The 12195-nt window shown below is 36.8% G+C and carries 14 protein-coding genes; 11 read left to right on the forward strand and 3 right to left on the reverse strand.

Annotation, left to right across the window (positions count from 1 at the left end; translation table 11 throughout):
* Nucleotides 1–55: 55 nt before the first annotated feature.
* Nucleotides 56–1120, forward strand: coding sequence for an NAD(P)/FAD-dependent oxidoreductase (locus ACIQVU_RS13815; protein WP_340807190.1), 1065 nt, complete (start codon nt 56–58; stop codon nt 1118–1120).
* 53 nt (nt 1121–1173) lie between these two features.
* Here the strand turns inward: ACIQVU_RS13815 and ACIQVU_RS13820 are convergent, their stop codons facing one another.
* Nucleotides 1174–1509 carry a YuzD family protein gene (locus ACIQVU_RS13820; protein WP_402896023.1) on the reverse strand — a complete coding sequence of 112 codons (336 nt, stop codon included), beginning with the start codon at nt 1507–1509 and terminating at the stop codon, nt 1174–1176.
* 83 nt (nt 1510–1592) lie between these two features.
* Here ACIQVU_RS13820 and ACIQVU_RS13825 point away from each other — a divergent pair, with 83 nt between their 5' ends.
* The 4 genes from ACIQVU_RS13825 to ACIQVU_RS13840 all read left to right on the forward strand — a co-directional run bounded on the left by ACIQVU_RS13825 (nt 1593) and on the right by ACIQVU_RS13840 (nt 4075).
* Nucleotides 1593–1829 carry a NifU family protein gene (locus tag ACIQVU_RS13825; protein ID WP_340807188.1) on the forward strand — a complete coding sequence of 79 codons (237 nt, stop codon included), beginning with the start codon at nt 1593–1595 and terminating at the stop codon, nt 1827–1829.
* A 347-nt stretch (nt 1830–2176) separates the two neighbouring features.
* A complete protein-coding gene (locus tag ACIQVU_RS13830) occupies nt 2177–2536 on the forward strand; it encodes a response regulator (RefSeq protein WP_340807187.1) in 360 nt (119 codons plus the stop codon).
* A gap of 5 nt (nt 2537–2541) precedes the next feature.
* The gene (locus tag ACIQVU_RS13835) at nt 2542–3174 is read left to right on the forward strand and encodes a hypothetical protein (RefSeq protein WP_340807186.1); all 633 of its coding nucleotides are present in this window, start codon (nt 2542–2544) and stop codon (nt 3172–3174) included.
* Nucleotides 3167–4075, forward strand: coding sequence for a diguanylate cyclase domain-containing protein (locus ACIQVU_RS13840; RefSeq protein ID WP_340807185.1), 909 nt, complete (start codon nt 3167–3169; stop codon nt 4073–4075). The genes ACIQVU_RS13835 and ACIQVU_RS13840 overlap by 8 nt, the downstream gene beginning before the upstream one ends.
* A gap of 167 nt (nt 4076–4242) precedes the next feature.
* Here ACIQVU_RS13840 and ACIQVU_RS13845 read toward each other — a convergent pair whose 3' ends face one another.
* Nucleotides 4243–4935 carry a DUF2225 domain-containing protein gene (locus ACIQVU_RS13845; protein WP_402896026.1) on the reverse strand — a complete coding sequence of 231 codons (693 nt, stop codon included), beginning with the start codon at nt 4933–4935 and terminating at the stop codon, nt 4243–4245.
* Between the two features lie 185 nt (nt 4936–5120).
* Here ACIQVU_RS13845 and ACIQVU_RS13850 point away from each other — a divergent pair, with 185 nt between their 5' ends.
* The 6 genes from ACIQVU_RS13850 (at nt 5121) to ACIQVU_RS13875 (ending at nt 11577) form a co-directional block, all read left to right on the forward strand.
* Nucleotides 5121–5495 (forward strand): HesB/IscA family protein, encoded by a 375-nt coding sequence (locus ACIQVU_RS13850; RefSeq protein WP_340807182.1) that lies wholly within the window; start codon nt 5121–5123, stop codon nt 5493–5495.
* Nucleotides 5496–6124: 629 nt separating this feature from the next.
* Complete coding sequence (locus tag ACIQVU_RS13855) at nt 6125–6622, forward strand: NUDIX hydrolase (RefSeq protein ID WP_340807180.1); 498 nt, start codon at nt 6125–6127, stop codon at nt 6620–6622.
* A 24-nt stretch (nt 6623–6646) separates the two neighbouring features.
* Nucleotides 6647–8398 (forward strand): LytS/YhcK type 5TM receptor domain-containing protein, encoded by a 1752-nt coding sequence (locus tag ACIQVU_RS13860; RefSeq protein ID WP_340808610.1) that lies wholly within the window; start codon nt 6647–6649, stop codon nt 8396–8398.
* A 6-nt stretch (nt 8399–8404) separates the two neighbouring features.
* Nucleotides 8405–9148 (forward strand): LytR/AlgR family response regulator transcription factor, encoded by a 744-nt coding sequence (locus ACIQVU_RS13865; protein ID WP_340807179.1) that lies wholly within the window; start codon nt 8405–8407, stop codon nt 9146–9148.
* A 119-nt stretch (nt 9149–9267) separates the two neighbouring features.
* The gene (cstA, locus tag ACIQVU_RS13870) at nt 9268–11061 is read left to right on the forward strand and encodes a carbon starvation protein CstA (RefSeq protein ID WP_340807177.1); all 1794 of its coding nucleotides are present in this window, start codon (nt 9268–9270) and stop codon (nt 11059–11061) included.
* Nucleotides 11062–11247: 186 nt separating this feature from the next.
* Nucleotides 11248–11577: a YuiB family protein gene (locus tag ACIQVU_RS13875; RefSeq protein WP_340807176.1), complete on the forward strand. Its 330-nt coding sequence runs from the start codon at nt 11248–11250 to the stop codon at nt 11575–11577.
* Nucleotides 11578–11691: 114 nt separating this feature from the next.
* On the opposite strand, the gene ACIQVU_RS13880 is transcribed toward ACIQVU_RS13875, so the two are convergent.
* A complete protein-coding gene (locus ACIQVU_RS13880) occupies nt 11692–12174 on the reverse strand; it encodes a divergent PAP2 family protein (RefSeq protein ID WP_340808609.1) in 483 nt (160 codons plus the stop codon).
* Nucleotides 12175–12195 lie beyond the last annotated feature (21 nt).

Genomic DNA, 12195 nt, shown 5'->3' on the forward strand with positions numbered 1-12195 from the left:
CATTTGTGGATACTTTGTGAACAATGATTATAAGATGTATATAAAGGAGACTATTATGGGAAAATTAGTACTTTTAGGTGGCGGCTACGGCAATATGCGAGTAATGTTGCGTCTATTAAATAACCTTCCATTAGACAGAGAAATCGTGCTAGTAGACAGAGCCCCTTTCCATAGTTTAAAAACAGAATTTTACGCATTAGCAGCAGGGACTTCAACAGATAAAGAAATTCGTGTAAGCTTCCCAGAGCATGAACGTTTAACGGCTGTATATGGAGAAGTCGTTGATATTAATCGTGCAGAAAAGGTAGTCATTCTAGAAGATGGGCAACGTATTGAGTATGATGATTTAGTGATTGGTCTTGGCTGTGAGGATAAATATCATGGTGTGTCAGGTGCGGCAGAGCACACATATAGCATTCAAACAATGGCGAAATCACGTGCAACATACCAAGCACTTTGTGGCTTACCAGCAGGCTCTACAGTCGGTATTGTAGGGGCTGGTTTAAGTGGTATTGAGCTTGCAAGTGAGCTACGTGAAAGCCGCTCAGATTTAAAAATTAAGCTATTTGACCGTGGTCCACGTATTCTAAAGGATTTTCCAGAAAAGCTAAGTAAATACGTAAAGGATTGGTTTGTTAAGCATAATGTCGATGTCGTTGCCAATTCTAATATTACAAAAGTGGAGCCAGGTAAGATTTTTAATCATGATGATGAAATTTTACTCGATGCTGTCGTATGGACAGCAGGTGTGCAGCCTGTCAAAATCGTTCGTGACTTGGATGTTGAGAAGGATAAACACGATCGCCCACTTGTAACACAGTATTTTAATGTACTTGACGATGAGCATGTCTATGTTGTAGGGGATTGTGCTGCATCAGATTTGCCTCCAACAGCCCAGTTAGCTGAGGAACAAGCAGAGCAAATCGTGAAAGTGCTTCGTATGCGTTGGAAAGGTGAGCATTTACCAGAGAAAATGCCAGATATTAAGTTAAAAGGCTTTATGGGGGCTCTTGGTAAAAAACAAGGCTTTGTATACTTAGCAGATACAACCGTAACAGGACGTATTGCTCGCTTAATGAAATCAGGATTATTATGGTATTACAAACGTCAAAATGATTAATTAGTTGAAAGGGATTGTTTCAAAATGATGTTGAAACAATCCCTTTGCCTTAGCTATACTGTTTCGTCTGGCGCAAAGCCTAGTTTTTCAAGCGCTGTAAATACAGGCTTTAACTGTATATAACCTTCGCCAACAATCTCATTATTAATAAGAACAAGTGGATAGAAAAACTCATCTTCTTGAATACGTGTTGCATATTCTTGATCTCGCTCATTCTCAATTGGGCCTTCAATATCGATATAGCGAATATCATAGGCTTGATGTGGATATTTGCGATTGATGGCAGCTTGTAGCCATTCGTATGTATCTTTGGAAGATGGGGCATTGACACAGCTCGCACAGATAACAGCTGTTCCATAAATTTCAATTACAGGTTTAGAGGGTAGCATTGTATTTTCTCTCCTTGTGATTCAATATTGGATTTTTTCTGTTGCTAACATTATAATCATTATAAGGAAAGGAGTCGAGATAAATGGCAGAAGCAACAATTAACAACCAAGTTCAAGAGGTATTAGATAAATTACGTCCATTCTTACTACGTGACGGTGGAGACTGTGAATTAGTAGATGTTGAGGATGGCGTTGTAAAATTACGCCTATTAGGTGCATGTGGTAGCTGCCCAAGTTCTACAATTACACTAAAGGCTGGTATCGAACGTGCATTGCTAGAAGAAGTACCAGGTATTGTAGAAGTAGAGCAAGTGTTTTAATGGATAATAGCAGCCTATCCTTGTTCCCTTGGAGATAGGTAATGAAGAAAAGGTGCTGTCTGTATGTATTTTGCAGATGGCATTCTTTTTTAGTGTAACTGCCCTGCGAATAGTCAATAAACAACAATAATGATTCGTGGACACCCTAAGAAAATATAATGTAGAATAGCCATCCATCCGTAGATACACGAATAAAATATTATTTGTAAAATTATGAATGGCAGTTATTCCATAAATATAATCATTTTTAACAACATTTTATAGAGAACTAGTAAAACAATTTTCAACCAAATAACAAGTATGATATTATTCAAGAAATATGCTTTTTGAGGCGGAGGGAAAACTTTATGAAAATACTTGTCGTAGATGATTCTATGTTCTCTCAAAAAACAACAATCAAAACATTAAAATCCATTTATCCAGACGCTATCTATGAAACAGCAAACGATGGGGTTGAATGTATTCAAGTATTTGCAACCTTCCAACCTGACCTCGTATTCATGGATTTGTTAATGCCCAAGATGGGTGGACAAGAGGCAGTTCAAAAAATACTCGAACAATACCCAACAGCTAAAATTATCGTGCTTTCAGCTGACGTACAATTGGCAGTTCGTAATGAAGTTTTATCTGCTGGAGCAGTAGCATTTATTAATAAGCCAATAAATGCTGCAAAGCTAAAGGAGATTGAATTATTGATAGAAGGGTGATTCCGTTGTTAACAACAACACAAGAGGATATATTAAAAGAACTGTATAATGTATTTGTTGGCGAGGCAGCTAACTTATTATCAGAAATTCTTCAAAAAAGAATTTTTTTATCAGTGCCAGAAATAAAGCTACTATCATTGCAGGAATTAAAAGCTAGCAAGCAAGAGAATTTCATCCCTGTGTTAAATGGAACGGTACTTTCTGCTTCTTTAAAGTTTGGTAATGTTTTTTCTGGCAGAGCGGATTTTATTTTTCCTGCTGAACAAATTAAATATGTTACTACGCTTTGTTTAGGGGAAGAATATATTGTAGAGGATGGGGAATTTTCATTTAATGATGAAGATTTCGATATTGTGAAAGAAATAGGGAACATTATCCTAAATGCCATTATGGGTGGTATGGGAAGCCTGATGGAAATGAAGTTGGAGTACGATGTACCACAGGTAATTTTACACAATGCAGGGGAGTTTTATAAAGCACTTGCTAGCTCAGAGGAGAGCAATTTATTATTGCTGTATGTGAGCTTTGGTGTGGATGATTCAAAGGTGCTAGGATTAATTTTAATTAAATTTTCATTAGAGTCAATTGAATTTTTAATACAAAAAGTGGATGAGATTAGTAGGGATTTGAATGAATGATTTATACGCAGCAATCATCAATCAACTAGATAATGGCATAATTTTATTGGATGAACAATTAAATATTCAGCTATGGAATACATGGTTAGTCAACTACACAGGTAAAAGTGAGGAAGAAGTGAAGGGCTTACCAATTACAGCAGTTGTTCCACGCTTTAATAAAAAAGTGTATGCTTATATGTTTGAGAAAGCTTTAGTGGATGGTCAAAAAAGCTTTTGCTCAGCAGCAATGCATCAATATTTTGTCGAAAGCCACTGTGCAAATATGAGGCTGCCACGTCAAAATATTTTAATACAGCATTTGCAATTGGAGCATCAATCCTATTTAATGATAGAGCTATATGATGTAGCCAACCATTATAAGCGTATTCAAAACTTAAATAAGTCTTTACAAAGTTCTATTGATTTCTCCAGAAGCTTAGAGCGATTTGTTTATTATGATAGCTTAACAGGTTTACCGAATCGAAAATTTGTCTTAGATCGTTTAGAGAATTTGATTAAAGAAGAGCATAAGGTATTTTCCTTATTTTTCATCGACTTGAATGGCTTTAAGGCTGTAAATGACCAATATGGACACTTACAGGGAGATTTATTATTACAAATGTTTGCGGAGCGGTGCAAGCATATTGTTCAAAAGCAAGGAATCCTAGCACGACTTGGCGGAGATGAGTTTGTATTATTGGTTGAAAATATTATATCCACCAATGACGTTGAACAGTGTACAGCTAACATAAATAGGCTATTACAGGAGCCATTTATGATTGAGGGGCAGCAAGTTGTCATTTCAGCAAGTATTGGTTATGCGCGCTTTCCACAGGATGGAATGACAGCAAAGCAGTTATTAAATGTTGCAGATTATCAAATGTATGTACAAAAAAAGGCTATGAAAAAAGAATTTTAAAGTACCCTATAGCTAGATTTTGCTATCTATGCTATAGGGTATATTTTATCTTTGTTCAGCAAATTTTTTGTATCGAAAGCGAAGCGTCAGCGGCAGATGTTTTATGTACCGAAAGCATTAGCAGCAGGTACAATTGCGCTGTGGTGTAATGGATAGCAAGCTAACATTTATGCATCAGGTGTTTGCTTTTTCGCTTCCCGTATAATTGCCCATTGCTCTTTTGCCATATCAATAATTTTTGCTTCACCGCCAGCACTTTGTTTTTCAATAACTCTTGAAAAGAAACGTGTAGCATTTTCAATATCGCCAATACGTCTTGATAATTCGGCAATCATATACATAATACGCACTGTAGACATTTGTGTAGAGCTGTAATCCTCTGTGGAGTAGGAGTCCATGTATTTATCGCGCGCTAGTTTCAAAAATCGCTCCTCTTGTCCTTTGTTGCTGAGGGAACGATAGAGCCAGGCAAGACGTAAAACTAATCCAGCAATAGCGACATTCTTTTCTTTTTTTAGTGTGCCACAAAGAAAAGCGAGCTTATAGGCTTGAATAGCTTGGAAGATAGTACGTTCTCCCTTGAAGTCATGATGCACCCATTTTTCGGTAATTTGCGTACGAATTTCATCTTGAATACCTGGCGCAAAATATTTGCTAAAGTCTTCAGTAAAAGAAAAGCCACAATGCTCACAAACAAAAACATTGTAGTAAAGAGCATTCACATCGTTTGCATAAATAGGCTGAAAGTCCGTTTCAGTATGATCTACTTTAATAAATTTTGAGCGCACTTTTAATGTTGGAAATTCTTTTTTACAATTTAAACATTGAATTTGTTTTTCATAATACGGTGAAATTTCCATAGATATTGCCTCCCCATCGCAGTCATTGTAACTATTATACCAATGACCTGTATGGAAACATGAATAAAAAATACTAAATATGTGAAAAATATAAGAATTATAATGAGAAATTGATTTGAAGCTGAATGTTTGTCATACAATAGCTGAAATTGATATGATAATACATAAGAAGGAAGGTGACTGGGATGACAAGTTTAAAGCAAGTAATTGAAATCACACAAGCTGCTGGCTTCCATATTCAAGAAATGATGGAGCACAACGAGGAGCAAGGTTCTTGTTTACGTGTAGTTGTAAATGGTGGTGGTTGCAGCGGGCTCTCTTATGGGATGCATTTTGATAAAGAGAAAAAGGAAGACGACTTTGAAGATGTACAACACGGTTTAACAATTCTTGTTTCCCGTGAAGATGCGCCGATTTTAATGGGAACAAAAATTGACTATAAACAATCGCTGATGGGTGGAGGCTTCACCATTGACAATCCAAATGCCATTGCTTCATGTGGCTGTGGAACGTCATTTAAAACAGCCAAACGTGAAGGTACGCCTGAGGTTTGTGAATAGTTAAACGTGATATAAATGTTGAAGAAGGATTGTAAATTGCAATGAACATAGGTGTGCACACAATCCCGATAATATGTAAACACAACCCTTAAATAGCGTATTTAGGACTGTAAATACCAAGCCTCTTTGATTTGTAGCTATATCAAAGAGGCTTTTATAAATGTTATATAAAAAATGCTACTATTAACAACAAGATAAATAAGCAAATTCCCCCAATCATTAAATACTAATTATTTCCACTGGTGTTGGAGTCTTTTTAATATCGACTTGGTCTGGCATACCTATATGCTGCTTTAAAAAGTCATTGCCGTCATCAAACGGTTCTTTACGATTCATACAATCAACTCCATTCTATCTTTTTATAAATTTATTCCCCTATAATGCTTCTTTATAACTTTAAAAGGTATTTCTACCACTTATAACGAATTTGTAGAGTAAGGAGATATATTTTTGGGATTGTGATACTTATAGGATATTCTGATGATCAGCAATTAGAGGTCAGTTCAACTTTTAATGATGGTATAGAAAAAGGAGCTGTTTCAAAGAACTTTTGAAGCAGTTCCTTTTTCCATTGAGTATTCACGCGACTAAAAGTAAGCAGGTATAATAGCTATACAGAGGTGAGAGCTATGAGAAAAGATCGAGGGAAAATTTGGCTAGGTGTATCAGGTGTGACGGTAAATCAGCGTGGACAGTGGCTAGTGGTGAAAAAAGCGTATAGTGGCTTAAAAGGGCGTTGGTCATTGCCAGCAGGTTTTGTACAAGCAGGTGAAACTGTCGATGAGGCGGTTATGCGTGAAATAAAGGAAGAAACGGGAATTGACTGTAAAGTATCGGGATTAATCGGCTTTCGCACAGGGGTTATTCGTGATGAAATTAGCGATAATATGGCTATTTTTTATTGCCATATGCAAGATGAGCAGCAGCAAATAATGGTTCAGGAAAATGAAATATTAGAAGCCAAATGGTTATATCCACAGGAGCTAGTACAGGATGAAATGACATCTGTTATGTTAAAGGAGATGGCGTCCAACCAATTTGAAAAGCACCAATTAGAGGCGATAGAAGGGATCAATCCAGGTGATATTTTTGGCTATACTTCCTATCGCTTATTCTTTAAAAAGTAATTGGATTTCAGGAGGAAAACAATGATGGAGCTATTTTTATTTATGCTAGAGCGAGTCGGGCTAATCATTGTGTTTGCCTTTTTAATGTCACGATGGAAGCTTTTTCGAGAGAAGCTGTTTCATGAGCAAGGAATAAAAGAGAGAATATGGCTTATTATTATTTTCAGTGGTGTATGTATTATCAGCAGCTATACAGGTATTAAAATTGAAAGTGGCACAATTCATCCATTAAATCAGATGGTACATAGTACGATCAATGCAGAGGAAGCCATTGCCAATACAAGATTAATTGGGGTAGCCATTGCAGGTATTTTTGGTGGACCGTTTGTTGGTGTTTGCGTAGGCATTATTGCAGGCATTCACCGTATTACACTTGGGGGCTTTACAGCAATTGCCTGCGGTATTTCTACAATTCTTGCAGGAATTATTACAGGTGTGCTTAGTAAACGTTTTAAAATACGACAAACATTTTCCTATAAGAAGGCTGTTATGATTGGCATTTGTGCAGAAACGGTGCAAATGGTCGTAATATTGTTGGTTGCTAAGCCATTTGAACAAGCACTGCAGTTAGTATCGTTAATTGCAATGCCAATGATTATGATGAATGCCTTTGGAATATTTTTATTTTTTATCATTATTAAAATGTTTATTGATGAAGAGGAACGAACAAAGGCATTGCAAACACATCAAGCCTTTTCAATTGCTCAGCAAACGATTGAGCATTTTCGCAAAGGCTTAAATGAGGAATCATGCCAAACAGTTGCAGAAATTATTAAAAGAGAAATAAAGGTAGATGCTGTTGCCATTACTGATAGAAATGGTATCTTGGCTCATGTCGGGGTTGGTGAGGATCATCATTTAATTCATCGAGGAATTATGACGGCTTTGACGAAGCGGGTATTGGAGGAAGGAAAAATTTTAATGGCTACGTCTGCAAAGGAGATTCAATGCCCCCATAAGGATTGTCCGTTATGCGCAGCAATTGTCCTTCCTTTAAAAGTGCAACATCGGACGGTTGGAAGCTTAAAGCTTTATTTCACCAAAGAAGATTCTTTAACAGGGGTGAAAAAGGAGCTTGCGGAGGGCTTAAGCAAACTTTTTTCCTCCCAGCTTGAGTATGCAGAAATTGAGCAGCAGAGGAAATTATTAAAAGATGCAGAAATTAAGGCATTGCAAGCACAAGTGCATCCGCATTTCTTTTTTAATAGTCTTAATACCATTTCAAGCTTGATTCGCACAGATGCTGATGAGGCAAGAGCTTTATTAATTAAGCTTAGTACATTTTTTAGAAGTAATTTACAGGGTGCACGGCAAATGTTAATTCCATTAAAAAATGAAATTGACCATGTTGAAGCTTATTTAGCGATTGAACAAACGAGATTTCCAAATCGATATAAGGTTGAATTTATGCTGGATGAATCATTGTTTGATATTCAGATTCCTCCATTTACTTTACAGCCACTTGTTGAAAATGCTATTTTTCATGCTTTCAAAAATCGTAAGGAAGGCAAAATTTATGTCAAGGTACAGCGCGTGAACGATAAATTATTATTGCTAACAGAGGATAATGGCTGTGGCATGAGAAAAGAGCAAGTGAAACAGCTTGGGAAACGTATTATGCAATCAGATCAAGGGACAGGAACAGCTTTATGGAATATTTATCAGCGTATCCATGAAATTTATGGCTCAGAGGCTGATTTTCATATATCAAGTACATTGGATGTAGGTACAAAAATTATGATTCAATTGCCATTAAAGGCAACGAGATGGGAGTAGAACAAATTGAATGTTTATATTGTTGATGATGAACCATTAGCACGAGCTGAACTACGTTATTTATTAGAGCAAACAGGGTTAGTGACAGTTTGTGGTGAGTCTGAGGGATTAGAGGAGCTTTGCCAAGAGTTTAAATTTGTTGAAGTGGATTGTATATTTTTAGATATTGAATTAGGTGGAAGTAATGGAGTCGATTTAGCAAAGGAGCTAATGTTAAATACACAGAGGCCAGAAATTATTTTTGCCACGGCTTATGACGAGTATGCACTGCAGGCATTTGAAGTGAATGCTTTTGATTATATTTTAAAACCATTTGAAGCACAGCGGGTTCAAACAGCCGTTGAAAAATTAGTAGCGAAAAAAAGAGCAGCACAGGCAAAAACAATCGAAGAATTAAAGTATTCGCAGCTAGACAAGCTAGATAAACTAACAGCTTTTGCCAATGATCGAATTTTATTAATTAAAATACAGGATATTTTATATTGTACATCTGAGGATAGTAGAACAATTATTGTGACAGAGCAAGGAAGATTTTTTGCTTCAGAGTCGTTGGCAGCATTGGAAAAAAAGCTTGCTTTAAAAGGCTTTGTACGTGTTCATCGTGCGTATATTGTGAATTTAGAGCATATTGTGGAGCTGGAGCCTTGGAGCAATTCGAAATATAATTTAATTTTGCATAATAGGCAATCAATTCCTGTAAGTAGATTATATATGAAGGATGTAAGGAAAATCTTTGATTTATCAAAATAGTTGCATTTCAACAGTAAAATATAACCTTTCAGCTTAAATTTCTGACATTTTAGTTAATTTTACGAATAATTAGTAGATTCATTTGCTATGATGTGGAAAAAGCAAAAAGGGGTGTTTACATGAATGCAATTACAATTGTGATAGGCTCAATGTGTATATTGATGATTAGCTATCGCTTGTATGGTATCTTCTTTACAAAAAAGGTGTTAAAAATTAAGGATGATATACCCACGCCAGCGCACGCTTTGGAAGATGGTAAAGACTATGTTCCAACGAATAAATGGGTAACCTTTGGGCATCATTTTGCAGCCATTGCCGCAGCAGGACCTTTAGTTGGACCTATTTTAGCTGCACAATTTGGTTATCTCCCAGGACTTCTTTGGCTACTAATCGGCGCTGTTATTGGCGGGGCTGTACATGATGCAGTTGTGCTATTTGCCTCTATGCGTCATGGTGGTAAGTCATTATCAGAAGTGATGAAGGAAGAGCTTGGTCCTGTTGCTGGTTTTTGTACTGGACTTGCGATGCTGTTTATTATTACCATTACAATGGCAGGGCTATCAATGGTAGTGCTAGGAGCTTTAGAACGAAATCCATGGGGAACATTTGCGGTAGGGATTACGATTCCGATTGCCATGCTTGTAGGAATTGCCTATCGAAAAACAGGCAATTTAATTGTTACATCTACAGTAGGCTTTATATTGTTAATGATTGGCGTGTTTATTGGACCACTTATTCAGGGCACAGCATTTGGCGATTTTTTAACGTTAGATCGTGATACATTAGCAATTATTTTACCTATTTATGCGTTTTTTGCTGCTGCATTACCTGTATGGCTACTATTAGCGCCTCGTGATTATTTAAGTAGCTTTATGAAAATTGGCGTATTTATTGCATTAATTATTGGGGTATTTTTCGTCAACCCAGCGATTCAATTCCCGCCATTTACAGAATTTATTCATGGTGGTGGACCAGTTATAGCAGGTCCTGTATGGCCATTTGTATCAATTACAATTGCCTGCGGTGCTATTTCAGGATTCCATGCATTTGTAGGGTCGGGAACTACGCCTAAAATGATTGATCGTTGGGAAGATATTCGTATTGTTGGTTTTGGCGCGATGCTAGTAGAGTGTTTAGTAGGTATAATGGCTTTAATTGCTGCAACAGCTCTTCATCCAGCAGACTATTTTGCGATTAACTCAGCACCTGCTGTCTTTGCAACATTAGGAATGGAACCTGTTCATTTACAAGCGTTATCGCAAAGCATTGGCATGGATTTGGAAGGGCGAACAGGTGGTGCTGTAACATTAGCCGTTGGGATGACTGATATTTTTACAGGTATTCCTTGGTTTGCGGAATTATCGTCTTATTTCTATCAATTTGTCATTATGTTTGAGGCTGTGTTCATTTTAACAGCTATTGATGCAGGAACACGAGTAGCGCGTTATTTAATTCAAGATTTTGGTGGCAATGTCTATAAGCCATTGAAGCGTACAAATTGGATACCAGGTACAATTTTTGCAAGTGCACTCGCTTGCTTTATGTGGGGTTATTTATTGTACTCAGGGGATATTAGCTCGATTTGGGTATTATTCGGTGTGTCCAATCAGCTAATGGCAGCCATTGGTTTAGTATGTGGTGTGACAATGGTATTAAGGGTTGCAGACAAGCGAGTCTATGCGTTAACTTGCTTTATTCCATTAGCCTATCTATACATCACAGTTAATGTTGCAGGCTATTGGATGATTAAAAATGTATATTGGAACCCAGACGCTGCTGGTTTCAATATGTTAAATGGTATATTATCCGTTATTATGTTGTTATTAGGCTTAATTATTGTTATTACAGCCTTTAAAAAGTGGGCACAGCTTTGGAAATCACCAAGATTTCTATTATCGCAATCAGCTTCATAATCTATAAAACTATTGAAGATATATGGTTATCTTCAATAGTTTTTTTATGATAGCAAGAACTTTTCTTATGGGAAGACAATACTTAGGCTGTTAAATATGTCGAACAGGCGAAAACAGGGCTGTGTTCATTGAAAGCATTGTTGTAATCATGTAAACTAATGAGAGGAAAACGGAGGTTATACATACATGGAAGGTCCAGTTTCATTAGTCCAGCTAATCATTTCTATTTTGCTGTTTTTTGTGATGTTTTTTGGTATCGGCTTTTTGCTAAATATGCTATTACGCATGACATGGTTAATGGCAATTGTGTATCCAATTGTTGTGATTTTTATTGTGGATGAAGTAAGCTTTTTCGATTATATTTTCAATCCAGGCTCTGCCTTTCCTGCGTTAATGGATAAGTTGCAGGCACTTCAATTTGTTGATATTGCTATTTTATCAGGCGGTTTTGCAGGTGCTATTGTGGCGGGGATTGTGATGATTTATTTACGAAAAAATGGATACCGAATGTTTTAATGTGCTTAGTATTCTTCTTTCAACTGAGGGAGGAATACTTTTTTAGTACCTGAGAATGCTTACGACTGTGCAAACAAAAAACACAGCCTCCGTTCAGAGGATGTGCTGCTATGGTTATAGTAAAAGCTCGTAGGTAATAATAGCGATAAAAATACCTGTAAGGGCTCCGAAAAATACTTCACTTCGTTTATGACCTAGTAATGTTTTTAATTCCTCCATCTTCTCTTGCCCATCCATTTGCGGCCATTTTTTTAAATCATGGAGCAATGTTTGAAAATCTTTACGTAACTGATTTAAAACTGCCGCATGTTGTCCAGCTTGATAGCGTACACCACTTGCATCATACATAACGATAAAGGAGAACATAGCAGCTACTGCAAAAATGGGAGAGTCTAAGCCCGTTTCATAAGCAATAGAGGTTGTTAGTGCAGTGACAGAAGCGGAATGGGAGCTAGGCATACCACCTGTTGATGTAAAGAGGCCCCATTTGATTTTTCTTGTCATTAAAAAATGAATAGGAATTTTAACAAATTGTGCAAAGAGAACGGCAAAGAGGGCAACGAGTAAAGGGGTATTTTGAAGTAAACTCAAATTCATCACAGCCTTTGCAAATAATTA

The sequence above is a fragment of the Lysinibacillus sp. NPDC098008 genome (assembly GCF_044760715.1).
Taxonomy (GTDB): domain Bacteria; phylum Bacillota; class Bacilli; order Bacillales_A; family Planococcaceae; genus Lysinibacillus.

Coding starts and splice junctions, on each gene's coding strand:
- cstA (WP_340807177.1), top strand. CDS start 9,268: ATGAATGCAATTACAATTGTGATAGGCTCAATGTGTATATTGATGATT.
- ACIQVU_RS13880 (WP_340808609.1), bottom strand. CDS start 12,174: ATGAATTTGAGTTTACTTCAAAATACCCCTTTACTCGTTGCCCTCTTT.
- ACIQVU_RS13860 (WP_340808610.1), top strand. CDS start 6,647: ATGGAGCTATTTTTATTTATGCTAGAGCGAGTCGGGCTAATCATTGTG.
- ACIQVU_RS13825 (WP_340807188.1), top strand. CDS start 1,593: ATGGCAGAAGCAACAATTAACAACCAAGTTCAAGAGGTATTAGATAAA.
- ACIQVU_RS13815 (WP_340807190.1), top strand. CDS start 56: ATGGGAAAATTAGTACTTTTAGGTGGCGGCTACGGCAATATGCGAGTA.
- ACIQVU_RS13840 (WP_340807185.1), top strand. CDS start 3,167: ATGAATGATTTATACGCAGCAATCATCAATCAACTAGATAATGGCATA.
- ACIQVU_RS13845 (WP_402896026.1), bottom strand. CDS start 4,935: ATGGAAATTTCACCGTATTATGAAAAACAAATTCAATGTTTAAATTGT.
- ACIQVU_RS13855 (WP_340807180.1), top strand. CDS start 6,125: ATGAGAAAAGATCGAGGGAAAATTTGGCTAGGTGTATCAGGTGTGACG.
- ACIQVU_RS13875 (WP_340807176.1), top strand. CDS start 11,248: ATGGAAGGTCCAGTTTCATTAGTCCAGCTAATCATTTCTATTTTGCTG.
- ACIQVU_RS13850 (WP_340807182.1), top strand. CDS start 5,121: ATGACAAGTTTAAAGCAAGTAATTGAAATCACACAAGCTGCTGGCTTC.
- ACIQVU_RS13820 (WP_402896023.1), bottom strand. CDS start 1,509: ATGCTACCCTCTAAACCTGTAATTGAAATTTATGGAACAGCTGTTATC.
- ACIQVU_RS13830 (WP_340807187.1), top strand. CDS start 2,177: ATGAAAATACTTGTCGTAGATGATTCTATGTTCTCTCAAAAAACAACA.